The organism is Brachybacterium horti, assembly GCF_054777615.1.
Genome location: NZ_BAAHAM010000001.1, coordinates 450,960 through 465,504, shown reverse-complemented (window position 1 = coordinate 465,504; position 14,545 = coordinate 450,960). Strand labels below are relative to the sequence as shown.

14 protein-coding genes are annotated in these 14,545 nt (G+C 73.3%); 6 read left to right on the top strand and 8 right to left on the bottom strand.

The genetic code is table 11. The annotated features are described in order from the left end of the window. The first annotated feature begins 2 nt into the window (after positions 1-2). Positions 3-500 (top strand): RidA family protein, encoded by a 498-nt coding sequence (locus ACYVAP_RS02330; RefSeq protein WP_498859353.1) that lies wholly within the window; start codon positions 3-5, stop codon positions 498-500. A 1-nt stretch (position 501) separates the two neighbouring features. Then, on the top strand, positions 502-1,317 hold the full coding sequence (locus tag ACYVAP_RS02325) for an MBL fold metallo-hydrolase (RefSeq protein ID WP_137769882.1): 816 nt from the start codon (positions 502-504) through the stop codon (positions 1,315-1,317). 96 nt (positions 1,318-1,413) lie between these two features. On the opposite strand, the gene ACYVAP_RS02320 is transcribed toward ACYVAP_RS02325, so the two are convergent. After that, positions 1,414-2,091 (bottom strand): Crp/Fnr family transcriptional regulator, encoded by a 678-nt coding sequence (locus tag ACYVAP_RS02320; RefSeq protein WP_137769883.1) that lies wholly within the window; start codon positions 2,089-2,091, stop codon positions 1,414-1,416. A gap of 159 nt (positions 2,092-2,250) precedes the next feature. Here ACYVAP_RS02320 and ACYVAP_RS02315 point away from each other — a divergent pair, with 159 nt between their 5' ends. From ACYVAP_RS02315 to ACYVAP_RS02300, 4 genes are all read left to right on the top strand, one after another. Continuing rightward, positions 2,251-2,946 carry an endonuclease III domain-containing protein gene (locus ACYVAP_RS02315; protein WP_137769884.1) on the top strand — a complete coding sequence of 232 codons (696 nt, stop codon included), beginning with the start codon at positions 2,251-2,253 and terminating at the stop codon, positions 2,944-2,946. After that, positions 2,943-3,677: an NUDIX hydrolase gene (locus ACYVAP_RS02310; protein WP_498859352.1), complete on the top strand. Its 735-nt coding sequence runs from the start codon at positions 2,943-2,945 to the stop codon at positions 3,675-3,677. The genes ACYVAP_RS02315 and ACYVAP_RS02310 overlap by 4 nt, the downstream gene beginning before the upstream one ends. 104 nt (positions 3,678-3,781) lie before the next feature. Continuing rightward, entirely contained in the window at positions 3,782-4,168 is a 387-nt protein-coding gene (locus ACYVAP_RS02305) for a cold-shock protein (RefSeq protein WP_137769886.1), read from the top strand. Positions 4,169-4,173: 5 nt separating this feature from the next. Continuing rightward, a complete protein-coding gene (locus ACYVAP_RS02300; RefSeq protein ID WP_498859351.1) occupies positions 4,174-5,220 on the top strand; it encodes a DUF3027 domain-containing protein in 1,047 nt (348 codons plus the stop codon). A 58-nt stretch (positions 5,221-5,278) separates the two neighbouring features. Here the strand turns inward: ACYVAP_RS02300 and ACYVAP_RS02295 are convergent, their stop codons facing one another. The 7 genes from ACYVAP_RS02295 to topA all read right to left on the bottom strand — a co-directional run bounded on the left by ACYVAP_RS02295 (position 5,279) and on the right by topA (position 14,543). After that, positions 5,279-6,436, bottom strand: coding sequence for a DNA polymerase III subunit delta' (locus ACYVAP_RS02295; RefSeq protein WP_498859350.1), 1,158 nt, complete (start codon positions 6,434-6,436; stop codon positions 5,279-5,281). Next, positions 6,433-7,164, bottom strand: a complete 732-nt coding sequence (tmk, locus tag ACYVAP_RS02290) for a dTMP kinase (RefSeq protein ID WP_498859349.1) — start codon at positions 7,162-7,164, stop codon at positions 6,433-6,435. Before tmk ends, ACYVAP_RS02295 begins: the two co-directional genes overlap by 4 nt. Next, positions 7,161-8,222 (bottom strand): Gfo/Idh/MocA family protein, encoded by a 1,062-nt coding sequence (locus ACYVAP_RS02285; protein ID WP_498859348.1) that lies wholly within the window; start codon positions 8,220-8,222, stop codon positions 7,161-7,163. The genes tmk and ACYVAP_RS02285 overlap by 4 nt, the downstream gene beginning before the upstream one ends. Positions 8,223-8,299: 77 nt before the next feature. Beyond that, positions 8,300-9,193, bottom strand: a complete 894-nt coding sequence (locus ACYVAP_RS02280) for a carbohydrate ABC transporter permease (protein ID WP_137769892.1) — start codon at positions 9,191-9,193, stop codon at positions 8,300-8,302. Beyond that, entirely contained in the window at positions 9,190-10,320 is a 1,131-nt protein-coding gene (locus tag ACYVAP_RS02275; RefSeq protein WP_498859347.1) for a carbohydrate ABC transporter permease, read from the bottom strand. Before ACYVAP_RS02275 ends, ACYVAP_RS02280 begins: the two co-directional genes overlap by 4 nt. After that, the gene (locus ACYVAP_RS02270) at positions 10,317-11,663 is read right to left on the bottom strand and encodes an ABC transporter substrate-binding protein (protein WP_498859346.1); all 1,347 of its coding nucleotides are present in this window, start codon (positions 11,661-11,663) and stop codon (positions 10,317-10,319) included. The genes ACYVAP_RS02275 and ACYVAP_RS02270 overlap by 4 nt, the downstream gene beginning before the upstream one ends. A gap of 186 nt (positions 11,664-11,849) precedes the next feature. After that, positions 11,850-14,543 (bottom strand): type I DNA topoisomerase, encoded by a 2,694-nt coding sequence (gene topA, locus ACYVAP_RS02265; RefSeq protein ID WP_498859345.1) that lies wholly within the window; start codon positions 14,541-14,543, stop codon positions 11,850-11,852. Between the last annotated feature and the right edge of the window lie 2 nt (positions 14,544-14,545).

Below are 14,545 nucleotides of genomic sequence, written 5' to 3'. Positions count from 1 at the left end.
CCGTGACCGCCGCCCCCGCCGGGCGCATCGCCGCACGCCTCGAGGCGCTGGGGCTCGCCCTGCCGCCCGTCGCCGCGCCCGTCGCGGCCTACGTGCCCGCGATCCGCACCGGTGACCACGTGCACACCTCCGGCCAGCTGCCCTTCGTGGACGGCGCCCTGCCCACGACCGGGAAGGTCGGCGCCGGGGTCGACCCGGAGGAGGCCGCGCGCCTCGCCGCGATCAGCTGCCTGAACGCGCTCGCCGCCGTGGCCGACCTGCTCGGCGGGGTCGCGGCGCTCGACGCCGTCGTCCGGGTCGTGAAGGTCACCGGCTACGTCGCCTCCGCGCCGGAGTTCACGGGCCAGCCGGCCGTCATCAACGGTGCGAGCACGCTGCTCGGCGAGATCCTCGGCGAGGCGGGCACGCACGCCCGCAGCGCCGTCGGCGTCGCCGTGCTCCCGCTGGACTCGCCGGTCGAGCTGGACCTCCACGTCGAGCTCGCGCCCGGGACCGTCTGAGATGGGCCCGGAGCCGCAGCGCGAGCCCGCGGCGCCTCCGGTCGAGCTGCGGCTGGTCCGGGCCGCGAACCCCGGGGCGATGACCCTGGACGGCACGAACTCCTACGTGATCGTCGACGGGGAGCGCAGCTGGGTCGTGGACCCCGGGCCCCGGGACCCGGAGCATCTCGCGGAGCTGCTCCTCGCCTCCGCGCCCCGGCCCCAGGGGGTGCTGGTCACCCACCGCCACCTCGACCACACCGCGGGCGCGGCGACCCTCGCCCGGCAGCTCGCCGCGCGCAGCGGCCTCGAGGTGCCGCTGTGGGCCGCCGATCAGGACGCGGTCACCGGCTCGCGGCCCCTGCCCTCCACCTTCGAGGGGGACCACGGGACCGTCGCGCACGTCATCCATCTGCCCGGCCACACCGCGGACTCCGTGGGCGTGCTCGTGGACGGCGGGCGGCTCCTCAGCGGCGACACGCTGCTGGGCGGCGGCTCCTCGACCGTCATCGTGCCCGACGACGGCGGCACGATCCACGAGCACCTGCAGTCCCTCGCGATCCTGCGGGCCATGGCGGTCGACGGCCGGATCAGCGCGATCCACCCGGGCCACGGGCCCGCCGCCGAGGGGCCGCTGGACGCGCTCGCCCTCGTGGAGACCGCGATCGCGCATCGCGAGGAGCGGATCGAGCAGGTGCGCCGCGCACGCCGCGCCGGGGTGCTGACCCTGGACCGCCTGGTGCGCGCGATCTACGGCACGGAGCTCCCGCCCGAGCTCGAGAAGGGTGCCCGCTGGAACCTCCGCGCGACCCTCGAGCATCTCGCCGCCGGGCGCTGAGGCGCCGCGCACCTCTCGGGTTTTCCTGCCCCCGTCCCCGGACGGCACGAGCGCCCGCCCCCCGTGAGGAGGACGGGCGCTCGTGCGTGCGAGGGGTCAGCGGGCGCGGCGGCGCAGGCGCTCCACGTCGACGATGAGCACGGCGCGGGCCTCGAGGCGGATCCAGCCGCGCGAGGCGAAGTCCGCGAGGGCCTTGTTCACGGTCTCGCGGGAGGCGCCGACCAGCTGGGCGAGCTCCTCCTGGGTGAGGCCGTGGGCGACCATGACGCCGTCGTCCGTCTGCCGGCCGAAGCGCTGGGCGAGGTCGAGGACGTTCTTGGCCACGCGGCCGGGGACGTCCGCGAAGACGAGGTCCGCGAGGGACTCGTTGGTCTTGCGCAGGCGGCGGGCGAGGGACGCGAGCAGGTGGCGGCCCACCTCCGGGCGCTGCGCGAGCACCCGGTAGAGATCCTGCTGGGAGAGCGAGTACAGAGTGGACTCGGCCACCACGGTCGCGGTCGCGTTGCGCGGGGCGGGGTCGAAGAGGGAGAGCTCGCCGAGGGTCTCGCCCGGGCCGAGCACCGCGAGCAGGTTCTCGCGGCCGTCGCCCGAGGCGTGGCCCACCTTCACCTTGCCGGCGCCGATGATGAACAGGCGGTCGCCGGGATCGCCCTCGCGGAAGATCACCGCGCTGCGGTGGTAGTCCTCCTGCTTCATCGACGCGAGGACGGCCTGCTTGCCGTCCTCGTCGAGAGCCGCGAACAGCGGCGACGACCGTACGATGTTCTCGTCCACGGGTCCTCCTGGTGATCGGGTCCCGGAGCCGCCGGGACCGTGCCTGTGCCGATCGTGACGGCGCTCCACCCCTCGGTGGTCGCAGTCACATCATGGGGGAACACTATCGCGCCCGGCGCCCCCAGACCCGCCGCCCCGCCAGACCGAGGAGCCGAAACGATGTCCCAGGCCGCCCCGCGCCGCACCCCTGCGGGCTCCCGGACGGTCCCTCGGGGAGCGGCCGACGCCGCCGCCGTGAGCCTGCGCCTGGCCGCTGAGCACCCTGGCGCACGCACCGAGCTCGACCATCGGGACGCCTTCGAGCTGCTCGTCGCGACGGTGCTCTCGGCGCAGACGACGGACGCGAGGGTGAACAGCCTCACGCCCGCGCTCTTCGGGCGGTGGCCCGGTCCCGCCGCCCTCGCGGCCGCCCCCGAGGAGGAGGTCGCCGCGCTGCTGCGCCCGCTCGGCATGGGCCCCACGCGCGCCCGGCGCGTCGTCGGCCTCGCCGCGGCGCTGCTGCGCGACCACGGCGGCGTGGTGCCGGACGACCAGGCCGCCCTCGAGGCTCTGCCCGGGGTGGGGCGGAAGACGGCGCACGTGGTGCGCGGCGCCTGGTTCGGGCACGAGCTGCTCGCCGTGGACACGCACGTGGGGCGTCTCGCGCGCCGGCTCGGCTGGACCGCCGCGACGGATCCTCGCGCGGTGGAGGAGGACGTCGTGGCCCGGGTCGCCGCCGACGGCGCCCCGGGCGAGCTCACCCGGCTGGGCCTGCGCCTCATCCTCCACGGCCGACGGGTCTGCACCGCCCGGGCGCCCCGCTGCGAGGACTGCGTGCTCGCGGACCTCTGCCCGAGCGCGGGAGCCGCCGCATGACCGGGGGAGCGGGGCTGCCCGCCTTCCTCTCGGGGATCGCGGAGCGCGCCGCCCGCGGTGACGAGGTGCTCGTCGCGGACGTCGGTCGCCCCGACGCGCCCCTCCTGCCGCCGCGCGAGGAGGCGCGGCGCAGCGCCGTGCTCGTGCTGCTGAGCGGGACCACCGCGGAGGACGCGGAGCTCGTGATCGAGGAGCGCGGCCACCGTCTGCGCTCGCAGCCGGGCCAGTTCTCGCTGCCCGGCGGCGCCATGGACCCCACCGACCGCGACGAGGTGCACACGGCGCTGCGGGAGGCGCAGGAGGAGACGGGCCTGGTCGAGGGGGCGGCGTGCGTGCTCGGCGCGTTCGCCCCGATCGGCATGCCCTGGCGGCGCCAGTACGTCACGCCGGTGCTCGCCTGGGCGCCCGAGCGGCCGGTGCTCGGCGTGCAGGACCCGGTCGAGGTCGAGCGGGTCGTGTGGGCGCGGCTCCAGGGCCCCGGCTCCCTCGGCGATCCCGCCCGACGGCTGCGCGGCCGGCTCGACGGGATGGACGTCGGCCCCGCCTTCGACCTGCCCGAGCAGGCCTTCGTCTGGGGGTTCACCGCGCTGATCCTGGACCGTGTCCTCGTCGAGCTGGGTCTTCCGTCGGTGCCCCCGGATGCCCCCGCCCGGGAGGTCCCCGCCGAGCGCCGGAGGCAGCGTCCGGACCCCGCACCGGGACGGCGCGTCCCGGGGAGCGCGGGCCTGTAGACTCGATCGGCGGCGGCCCCGTGGGCGGCCCCGCCACGCCCGCGTCCCCGACGCGGGCCTCTCCAGTGACCAGCCCCCAGACCCCAGGACAGGACGGGATCAACGTGCCACGCGGCAAGGTGAAGTTCTACGACGCCGAGAAGGGCTTCGGCTTCATCCTCGATGACGAGGACGGACAGAGCGTCTACGTCCACGCGACCTCGCTCCCCGAGGGCGTGACGACGCTGCGCCCCGGCGCGCGCGTCGAGTTCGACATGGTCGACGGCCGTCGCGGCCCGCAGGTGCTGTCCCTGCAGCTGCTCGAGCCGGCGCCCTCCGTGTCCCGTGCGCGCCGACCGAAGCCGGAGGAGATGGCCACGATGACCGAGGACCTCATCAGGCTCCTGGACGACGCCTCCAACGGCCTGCGGCAGGGGCGCTTCCCCGACCGCGGCCATTCCCAGAAGATCGCCACCGTGCTGCGCGCCGTCGCGGACAACTTCGAGGCCTGAGACCCATGACCCAGCCGACCACCGCATCCCGCCGTCCCCGCACCGCGAAGCCGAAGCTCGACGCCGTCGCGGCCGCCGCGATCGAGCAGGCCCGCGAGGCCCTCGTGGAGGTCACCGAGCCCGGGCAGGTGGGCGAGCACCTGCGCGCCGAGCCCGCCGGTGAGCGGCTGGTCACGCACGTCTTCGACTGCACGATGCCCGGCTACCGCGGCTGGTCGTGGGTCGTCGTCCTCAGCCGTGCGCCCCGAGCGAAGGCGGCGACCGTCGCCGAGACGGCGCTGCTGCCCGGCGAGGGCGCGCTGCTGGCCCCCGCGTGGGAGCCGTGGGCGGAGCGTCTGAAGCCCTCCGACGTGGGCGCCGACGACCTCCTGCCCTTCCAGGAACAGGACGTGCGCCTCGAGCAGGGCTACGAGGCCACCGGCGACGAGGACGAGGACCGCGTGGCCCAGTGGGAGCTGGGTCTGGGCCGGGAGCGCGTGCTCTCGCCCGAGGGGCGCGCCGAGGCCGCCGAGCGCTGGACCGAGGGCGAGTTCGGCCCGCGGCAGACCTCGCACCGCGGCCGCCGCGGCACGGTCACCGCGACCTGCTCGAGCTGCGGCTTCCTGTCGCTGCTCTCGGGATCGCTGCGCACCGAGTTCGGGGTCTGCACGAACGAGTGGTCCCCGGCCGACGGTCGCGTGGTGCACCTGGGCTACGGCTGCGGTTCCCATTCGCAGACCGGCCAGGAGGAGACCGATCACGAGGCCGCGCGCGGCGCCGGCGTCGTGATCGACGAGCTCGAGGCGGACCTCGAGCTCCAGCAGCCCACCTCCGACGAGCAGGCTGCTGACGAGTCGGCTGCTGACGAGTCGGCGTCCGGCGAGCAGGCCGCTGACGAGCCCGTCGTCGTGGACGCCCCCGCGGAGCCCGTGACCGAGGTGCCGGAGTCCGACGAGCAGGTTGCCGATGAGCCGGCCGCCGCCGATGAGGCCGTCGCTCCCGGCAAGGGTGAGGACTCCGCCTCCTCCGAGGACACTGACCGCACCGAGGAGCCTGCTCCCGCGGAGGAGTGAGCGGGGCCGGGACCGGCTCGGCGCGCTGCTCCACCGGCCGGTCATCCCCGGCGGCGGGTCAGCGCAGCGAGACGGCGACGCGGGACAGGAGCGCCTCGATCGCGAGCAGCGGCGGCACGTTCCCCGCGATCCGTGAGCGCGCGCCCAGGACCGCCTCGAGCAGACCGAGCGTGGTGTGCGCCGAGCCTCCGCCCGCTGCGTGCTCGATCTCCGGCGTGACCTCGACGTTCACGAGATCGCTGCCGGACCCCAGCTGGCGCGTGAGCACGTCCCGCAGCACCGAGTGGGCATCCAGCAGATAGCGGTCCAGCACGTCCCGCACGAGACGGGTCTGGCGTCGCTTCGCGTCCTCCTCGAGCTGGCGCAGCTGGCCGCGCAGCGCCGGCGGGACCTTGCCGTCCTCGATGCCCGCCGAGCGCAGGAACCGCTCCTTCTCCTCGGTCGCGACGAGGTCCGCATGCTCCTTCGCCTCCGCGGTGGCACGGTCCACGAGCGCCTGCGCGGCGAGCACCGCCTGGCCCGTCCCGCGCAGCCCCAGCAGGCTCCGGGCGGACTCCTCCCGCGCCGCGAGGGTGCCCTCCTGGGTCGCGTAGCGCAGGGCGAGGCCGATGTGCCCCTGGGCGGCGCGGGCCGCGCGCACGGCGAGGTCCTCGGGGATGCCGTCCCGCCGCTGCAGCAGACCGGCGACGACCTCCGCGGAGGGGACGGTGAGGGTCACGAGCCGGCAGCGGGAGCGGATCGTGGGGGCGAGATCCTCCGCGGAGGGGGCGCACAGCATCCACACCGTCGCCGGGGGCGGCTCCTCGATGGACTTCAGCAGCACGTTGAAGGTGCCCGCGCTCATGCGGTCGGCGTCCTCGACGACGATCACGCGGTGCCGCCCCGTCGCGGGGGAGCGCTGCGCGGTCATGACGAGGGAGCGCACCTCCTCCTTCGCGATGGAGAGCTTGTCCGTCGCGACGACGGTGACGTCGGGGTGGGTGCCCGCGAGGACGGTGCGGCACGCGGTGCACTCCCCGCAGCCGACGCCCTGCTCGCACTGGAGCGTCGCGGCGAAGGCGCGCGCGGCGGTGGAGCGGCCGGAGCCGGGCGGCCCCGTCACGAGCCACGCCTGGGCGAGGGACGCCTGACCGGTGGCCGCGCGGTGGAACTGGACGACGGCGGCCTCCTGGCCCACGACGTCCTGCCACACGGCGCCCACGGCCGGGGCGCTCACAGCTCGTCCCGGTGCTTCGCAGGGACGGGCTGCTCGAAGGTCGGGTCGAACAGCTGCAGCACGCCGGAGACCTTCTCGAGCACCTGGGCGTGCACCTCCTCCTTGGGCAGCGCCGCGTCGATCACGGCGAAGCGGTCGGGATCGTCGGCCGCGAGCTGGAGGAACTGCTCGCGCACCGCCTCGTGGAACTCGAGCCCGGCCCGCTCGAGGCGGTCCATCTCCCCGGGCGCGCGACGCTCCGCGAGCGCCGCCGGGGGCAGGTCCAGCAGGATCGTGCGGTGCGGCAGCAGGCCGTCCACCGCCCACAGCGACAGGGCGGCGATCTCCCGGGCCTCCAGCTCGCGACCGGCCCCCTGGTAGGCGACGGAGGAGTCGAGGTACCGGTCGCCGAGGACGAGGCCGCCGCGCGCCAGGTGCGGGCGGACCCTCGAGGCGATGTGGTGGGCGCGGTCCGCGGCGTAGAGCAGGGCCTCCGCCCGCGGGTCCACGTCGTCCCCGTGCAGCACGAGCTCGCGGATCTGTGCGCCCAGCGACGTGCCGCCGGGCTCACGGGTGGTGAGCACGAGGTCCTCGTCGACCATCCGGTCGTGGATGAGGTGGTCGCGCAGCATGGACATCTGCGTGGACTTGCCCGCGCCGTCGCCGCCCTCGAAGGAGATGAACACGCCGCGGCGCGGCGGCCGCGGGGCGGGGACGGTGAGGGCAGGGGGCAGGCCTCCGGGCATCATCGGGCGGCCTCCCCGGGGTAGACGACGCCCAGCTCGGCGCGCACCGCGTCGAGGGTGTTCATGACGGAGAGGGTGTCCGCCCAGCTCATGAGCGGGGACTCGAGATCCCCGGCGGTGATGCGGCGGGCGGCCTCCGCGATCTCGTAGGCCATGCCGTCCCCGCCGATCCCCGGCGCCTCGAAGGAGGCGCTGCGGCCGTCGAGCAGGGTCACGGTGAGCGTGGTGGGCGCGAAGAAGGCGCCCGCGAGGCGCGCCTGCCCCGCGGTGCCGCTGATCACGGCCTCGGTGGGCGTGCGGGCGCGCAGGGTGGTCCCCAGCCGGGCCCGGCCGCGCTCGCCGCGGGCGAGGATGCCGACGTATCCGTCGACGCCCGTGGGGGTGAGGTCGCCGCGCACGGCGAGGTCGGTGAGGTCGCCGAGCACCATCTGGGCGAAGGAGACGGGGTACACGCCGAGGTCGAGCAGCGCGCCGCCGCCCAGCTCGGGGTCGTTCATGCGGTGGGAGGGATCGGTGGGCATCGACTGCCCGTGATCGGCGGCGACCTCGATGATCTCGCCGAGCAGCTTGGACTCGAGCACCTGGTTCAGCACGTCGTAGTGCGGCAGGAAGCGCGCCCACATGGCCTCCATGGCGAAGACGCCGCGCTCCCGCGCGAGGTCCAGCAGTTCCGCGGCCTGGCCGGCGTTGAGCGTGAAGGCCTTCTCGACCACGACGGGGATCCCGGCCTCGAGCACGGGGCGCGCGAGCTCCGCGTGCTGGGCGTGCGGGGAGGCGACGTAGACCGCGTCGACGCCGCCCGCGGCGAGCATCTCCTCGACGCTCGTGAAGGCGCCGTCGGCCCCGTGCTCCGCGGCGAAGGCGCGGGCGCGCTCCGCGGAGCGCGAGACGACGGAGACCACCCGGGAGGCGGTCGCGCGGTGCGCGGTCTCCGTGAACTGGGTGCCGATGTGGCCGGGGGAGACGACACCCCAGCGCAGACCCGGCGCGGCCGCCGGCTCGGGGGTGCGGGGTGCGGGGAGCACGAGCGGCTCCCCGGGCGTGTTCTCGCGCGAGCTCATGCCCCTAATCTACCGAGCCGTCCCGACGTCCGTGCGGGACGTGGGGACGGCTCGGTCCTGGGGAGGGGAGGCCCGGCTCAGCCCTTGACGGCGCCGGAGGTCATGCCCCGCACGAGGAAGCGCTGCAGGGAGAAGAACACGATCATCGGCACCACCATCGAGATGAAGGCGCCGGCGGTGAGCAGCTCCGTGCCCTGGCCCTGGGTGCCGAGCATCTGCTGGAGGTCCACGATGATCGTCTTGTTCGCCCCGCCGCCGATGAACAGCTTCGCGATGAGCAGGTCGTTCCAGACCCACAGGAACTGCAGGGTCGCGAACGCCGCGATCGCCGGGGAGGACATGGGCGCCACGAGCCGCCAGAAGGTCTGGAAGTGGCTCGCGCCGTCGATCTTCGCGCTCTCCACGACGGAGCCCGGCAGGGTCGCCATGTAGTTGCGCAGCGTGTAGACGGCGAGCGGCATGCCGAAGCCGGTGTGCAGCAGCCACACCGCGACGAACTGGCCGTTGATGCCCAGGCCGCGCGGCCCCAGGAGGTCCAGCATCGGCTGGAAGGCCACCTGGATCGGCACCACCATGAGCGCGACGATGACGATGAACAGGAGGTCCTTGCCGCGGAACTCCATGAAGGTGAACGCATAGGCGGCGAAGGCCGCGAACATGATCGGCAGCACCGTCGCCGGCACCGCGACCACGATCGAGTTCACGAGCGAGGTGCCCATGGAGGCGCTGCCGAGCACCTGGGCGTAGTTGTCGAGGGTCCACCCGCCCTGGGTGAGGGCGCTCCACCAGCCGCTCGTGGCGGCGGCCTCGCGGGTGCGGAAGCTCGTCACGAGCAGGCCGAGGGTCGGCACCGTCCACAGCAGCGCGAGCAGCGGCATGACGATCATCGCGAGCGGGGAGCGCCGACGGCCGTCGGCCATGGTGCCCCGGGTCGACGCCGTCGGAGCGGGGGTGCGGGTCGTCGCGCTCATCGTCCTGCCTCCTGGGCCCGGAAGCTGCGCACCTGGTACACGAGGATCGGCAGCACGAGGATCAGCAGCACGACCACGACCGCGGAGGCCTGGCCCGCCTGCTGGTCCGTGAACAGCTTGCGGAAGAACAGGTTCGCGATGACGTCCGTCGAGTACAGGCCGTTGGTCGTCACGTAGATGACGTCGAAGACCTTGAGCACGAGGATCAGCACGGTGATGAAGACCGCGAGCAGGGTCGCGCGCACCTGCGGGAAGATGATCTGCCAGAAGATCCGCGCCTCGCTCGCGCCGTCCATCCGGCCCGCCTCGATCGTGTCCTCGGGGACCGCCTTGATCGCGGAGCTGAGGAGCACCATCGCGAAGCCCGTCTGCAGCCAGATGAGGATCACCATGAGCAGCAGCGAGTTCAGCCGCGCCGAGTCGAGCTGGTACCACGGCTGCGGGTCCCCGCCGAGGGCGACGACGATCGCGTTGAGCAGTCCCGTCTGCCCGCTGCCGGGGGCGTTGTACGCGTAGACGAGGCCCCAGATGGTCGCCGCGCCCACGAAGCTGATCGCCATCGGCAGGAAGATCAGGGACTTCGCGATCTTCTCGCCCGTGGGGGAGAGCTTGTCCGCGAGCACCGCGACCCCGAGGCCCAGCGCCACGGTCGCGATCGGCACCACGATGATCCACAGCAGGTTGTTCAGCAGGGCGGACCAGAACTCCCCGCTGCCGAGCACGGCCGTGTAGTTCGACAGGCCCGCCCACTCCGTGGAGTCCGCGTTCGCGAAGGAGTAGACGACGGTCTGCACCGTCGGGTAGAGCAGCAGCAGGGCGATGAGGCTGAATCCCGGCAGCAGGAAGGCGTAGGGGATCACGCCCTCGGAGAAGCGGGAGGGGAGCCCCTCGACGCACATGTTGAGGAAGCGGAAGAACAGCACGGACCCGCCGATGCCGACCACGAGCCCCAGCAGCCCGATGACGACGCTCGAATTGCCGAACCACTGCGGGTAGTAGGCGAAGGCGAGGAAGATGTTGCAGGCGAGCCACGCGGTGAGCACCATGCCCACCGCGCCGACCACGAGCCGCACGGGCCGGGCGGGGGAGCCGGCCCGCTCCTCGCGCGCTGCGACGGCGGTGGTCACTTCGGCCACCCCGCCTCGATCTCGTCGCACACCTGCTGCGAGTCCTTCGAGCCCTTGAGCCACTCGACCATGCCGGTCCAGAAGGAGCCGCCGCCCACCGCGCCCGGCATGACGTCGGAGCCGTCGTAGCGGAACACCTGCGCGCCGGAGGCGATCTCCGCGACCTGGCGGGTGATCTCGTCCGGGTACTGCGAGGCGTCGAAGGTGGTGTGGGGGCTGAGCCAGCCGCCCGCCTGCGCCCACGGCCCGCCGAACTCCGGCGAGCTCAGGAACCTCATGAGCTTCACGGAGTCGTCGTTGAGGGTGAACAGCGCCGCGAGGTCGCCGCCGCCCAGGATCGGCTGGCCGTCGAAGCCGCCCTCCCAGGTGGGCATCGCGAAGACCCCCACCTCGGAGTCGAGGTTCTTCTGCACGTCCTCCGGGAAGAAGCCCGTGACGAAGTTGCCCTGGCGCACGTACATGGCCTTCGGCGGGTCCTCGAACAGCGGCAGCGGGGCCTCGGAGAAGGGCGTGTTGAGGATCGTGTCCGTGCCGCCGAGCACGTTGCCCTCGCCCTTGAGCAGGTCGCCGAGGAGGTCGAAGACCTGCACGACCTTCTCGTCGTTGAAGGGCATGCGGTGGTAGATCCAGTCGTCGTAGACGTCCGGGCCGTGGACGCGGAGCATGAGCTCCTCGATCCAGTCGGTGCCCACCCAGCCGGTGGCCTGGTCCGCGGCCCAGCCGTCGGACCACGGGGTGATGCCGTCGGCCTTGATCTCGTCCGCGATGCCGTACAGCTCCTGCATGGTCGCGGGCTCGGCGGAGTACCCGCCCTCCTCGTACGCGGCCTTCGGATACCAGATGAGCGACTTGCAGGCCATGCGCACGGGGGCGCCGTAGACCCGGCCCTGCAGCCGTGCCGAGTCGAGGAAGCCGGGGATGAGCGTGCCGTCGAGCGCGTCGTAGTCGAGGTAGACGTCGATCGGGACCACCTTCCCGCCGCGCGCGAGGTCGAAGAGCCCGCCCGGCTGCGGGAACAGCGCGACGTCCGGGGCGTCGCCGGAGCCGACCCGCTGGCGGATCGTGTTGGTGAAGTCCGTGTCCGCCGTGTACTGCACGGTGACCCCGGACTCCTTCTCGAAGTCCTCGAGGGAGGCGAGGAAGGCCTCCTGCTCCTGGCCGCCGAAGGCGCCGAGCACCGTCACGGTCCCGGAGCCGGGCACGTCGCCCTCGGTGTACTTCTCCGCCGTGGCGGTCGTGCCGCCGGAGGAGTCCGGGTTCTGGAGGCAGCCCGCGAGCCCTACGGCGGCGGCCGCGGTCGCGGCCCCCGTCATGGCCGCGCGCCGGCTGAGGCGTCGTTGCATCATCACTCCTTCGTGGGAGGGCCGTCGGTGAGGTCACTGTAACCGTGCCCGCGCTCGGAAGAGGTCTCGGATCGGCGACGATCCCGCAGGTCGCACGGACGCACGCAGGGCGCGGAGCCTCAGCTCCGCGCCCTGCGCACCGGGGAGGCGGCGACCGACCGGTCGATCCTCACCCCACCCCCGCCGTCACTTCTTGGCGGTGGTGCTCTTCTTCCTCGTCGTGGTCGTCCGACGGGCCGGCTTCTTGGCCGGACCCTTCGCACGCTTCTCCGCGAGCTTCTCGATCGCGACGTGCTCGGTGATCTCCTCGACCTTCTCGGTCGCCCGGAGGGACACGTTCGTCGTGCCGTCGGTGATGTACGGGCCGAAGCGGCCGTCCTTGATGACGATCGGCTTCTCGCTCGTGGGATCCGTGCCGAGCTCCTTGAGCGGCGGCTTCGCGGCCGCGCGGCCGCGGGTCTTGGGCTGCGCGTACAGCGCCTTCGCCTCGTCGAGGGTGATGGTGAAGATCTGCTCCTCGGTCTCCAGGGAGCGGGAGTCGGTGCCCTTCTTGAGGTACGGGCCGTAGCGGCCGTTCTGCGCCGTGATCTCCGTGCCGTCCGCGTCCGTGCCCACCACGCGCGGCAGGCTCAGCAGCGCGAGCGCCTCCTCGAGGGTGATCGAGGAGAGGTCCTGGGACTTCAGCAGCGAGCCGGTGCGGGGCTTCGGCTGCTTGGACTTCGGGACCTTCTTCTCGCCCTCCGCGGGCTCGGGCAGCACCTCGGTGACGTAGGGGCCGAAGCGGCCGTCCTTCGCGACGATCTCGTGCCCGCTCGCCGGATCGGTGCCGAGCACGCGGCCGTCGTCCTTGGCGCGCTCGAGGAGCTCCTTCGCGGCCTCGACGGTCAGCTCGTCGGGCGCGAGGTCGTCGGGGACGTTCGCGCGCTGCGGGTCCGCCCCCTCGATCAGCTCGCCGTCCTCGCCGCGCGCCGCCCGCTCGACGTAGGCGCCGTAGCGGCCCACGCGCAGGGTGATCCCCTCGCCGATCTCGATCGAGTTGATGGCGCGGGCGTCGATGTCGCCGAGGTCGTCGACCATCGGCTTCAGACCCAGCGGGCCGTCCTCGCCGGTGCCGTAGTAGAAGGAGCGCAGGTAGTCCGCGCGGGAGAGGTCGCCGCGGGCCATGCGGTCCAGCTGCTCCTCCATCTGCGCGGTGAAGTCGTAGTCGACGTAGGTCTCGAAGTGCTCCTCGAGCAGGCGCACCACGGCGAACGCGACCCAGCTGGGCACGAGCGCGGTGCCGCGGCGCAGCACGTAGCCGCGGTCCTGCACGGTCGCGACGGTCGAGGCGTAGGTCGAGGGGCGGCCGATGCCGCGCTCCTCGAGCGCCCGCACGAGCGAGGCCTCCGTGTAGCGGGGCGGCGGGGTGGTCGAGTGGCCGTCGGGCGTGAGGTCGCGGGTCTCGAGCTCCTGGCCCTCGCTCATCTGCGGGAGGCGCTTGTCGCCGCCCTCGTCCTCGCCGCCGTAGCGGCTCGCGTCGCGGCCCTCCTCGTAGGCGGCGAGGAAGCCGCGGAAGGTGATGACGGTGCCGGCGGCGCGGAAGGTCGCCGTGCGGTCGTCCTTCGCGAGGGTCAGCTCGACGGTCGAGGTGGTGCCCTTCGCGTCGGCCATCTGCGAGGCGACGGTGCGCTTCCAGATCAGCTCGTAGAGGCGGAACTCGTCCCCGGAGAGCTGGCCGGCGACGTCCGCCGGGGTGCGGAAGCGGTCCCCGGCGGGGCGGATCGCCTCGTGCGCCTCCTGCGCGGACTGCGACCTGTTCTGGTAGACGCGCGGCGTGTCCGGCACGTACTGGGAGCCGTACAGCTCCGAGGCCTGGGCGCGGGAGGCCCGGATCGCCTCGGAGGACAGCGTCACCGAGTCCGTGCGCATGTAGGTGATGTAGCCGTTCTCGTAGAGCGACTGCGCCACCCGCATCGCCTGGCGCGCGCCGAGGCGCAGCTTGCGGCTGGCCTCCTGCTGCAGCGAGGAGGTCGTGAAGGGGGCGGCGGGGCGACGCGTGTACGGCTTCGACTCGAGGCTCGTGACCTGCGCCGGGGCGCCCGTGAGCGCCTCGACGAGGACCCGAGAGGAGTCCTCGGTGAGCACCACGGCGCCGTGCGAGCGGGGCTTGAGGGATCCGTCGTCGGCGAAGTCGGAGCCGGAGGCGACCCGCGAGCCGTCGACCGTCTGCACCTTGGCGGTGAAGGCGCTCTCCTCGGTCGCGAAGGTGCCGGTCACGTCCCAGTAGTCCGCGGCGACGAAGGCCATGCGCTCGCGCTCGCGCTCGACGACGAGCCGCGTCGCGACGGACTGCACGCGGCCCGCGGAGAGCGAGGGCTTGATCTTGCGCCAGAGCACGGGGGAGAGCTCGAAGCCGACGAGGCGGTCGAGGATGCGGCGCGTCTCCTGGGCGTCGACGAGGCTGCCGTCGATCTCGCGCGTGTTCGACAGCGCGCCCTGGATCGCGTCCCGCGTGATCTCGTGGAAGACCATCCGCTTGACGGGCAGGGTCTTCTTGGGCTTGAGGGTCTCGAGCAGGTGCCAGGCGATCGCCTCCCCCTCGCGGTCCTCATCGGTGGCGAGGTAGAGGTCGTCGACGTCCTTGAGGGCCTTCTTGAGTTCGGCGACCGTCTTCTTCTTGTCCGCGCTGACGACGTAGTAGGGGTCGAAGCCGTTCTCGACGTCGACGCCGAACTTCCCGTACGGCCCCTTCTTCATCTCCGCCGGCAGGTCGCGGGGCACCGGGATGTCCCGGATGTGCCCCACCGAGGCGAGGACGATGTAGTCGTCCCCGAGGTATCGGCCGATGGTCCTCGCCTTCGCGGGGGACTCGACGATCACCAGATGCCGTCCGCCAGTCACGG

What these genes read in the sequence shown, in the direction of transcription:
- ACYVAP_RS02325 (WP_137769882.1), top strand. Translation starts at nt 502, where the DNA reads ATGGGCCCGGAGCCGCAGCGCGAGCCCGCGGCGCCTCCGGTCGAGCTG.
- ACYVAP_RS02315 (WP_137769884.1), top strand. Translation starts at nt 2,251, where the DNA reads ATGTCCCAGGCCGCCCCGCGCCGCACCCCTGCGGGCTCCCGGACGGTC.
- ACYVAP_RS02310 (WP_498859352.1), top strand. Translation starts at nt 2,943, where the DNA reads ATGACCGGGGGAGCGGGGCTGCCCGCCTTCCTCTCGGGGATCGCGGAG.
- ACYVAP_RS02300 (WP_498859351.1), top strand. Translation starts at nt 4,174, where the DNA reads ATGACCCAGCCGACCACCGCATCCCGCCGTCCCCGCACCGCGAAGCCG.
- tmk (WP_498859349.1), bottom strand. Translation starts at nt 7,164, where the DNA reads ATGATGCCCGGAGGCCTGCCCCCTGCCCTCACCGTCCCCGCCCCGCGG.
- ACYVAP_RS02285 (WP_498859348.1), bottom strand. Translation starts at nt 8,222, where the DNA reads ATGAGCTCGCGCGAGAACACGCCCGGGGAGCCGCTCGTGCTCCCCGCA.
- ACYVAP_RS02280 (WP_137769892.1), bottom strand. Translation starts at nt 9,193, where the DNA reads ATGAGCGCGACGACCCGCACCCCCGCTCCGACGGCGTCGACCCGGGGC.
- ACYVAP_RS02270 (WP_498859346.1), bottom strand. Translation starts at nt 11,663, where the DNA reads ATGCAACGACGCCTCAGCCGGCGCGCGGCCATGACGGGGGCCGCGACC.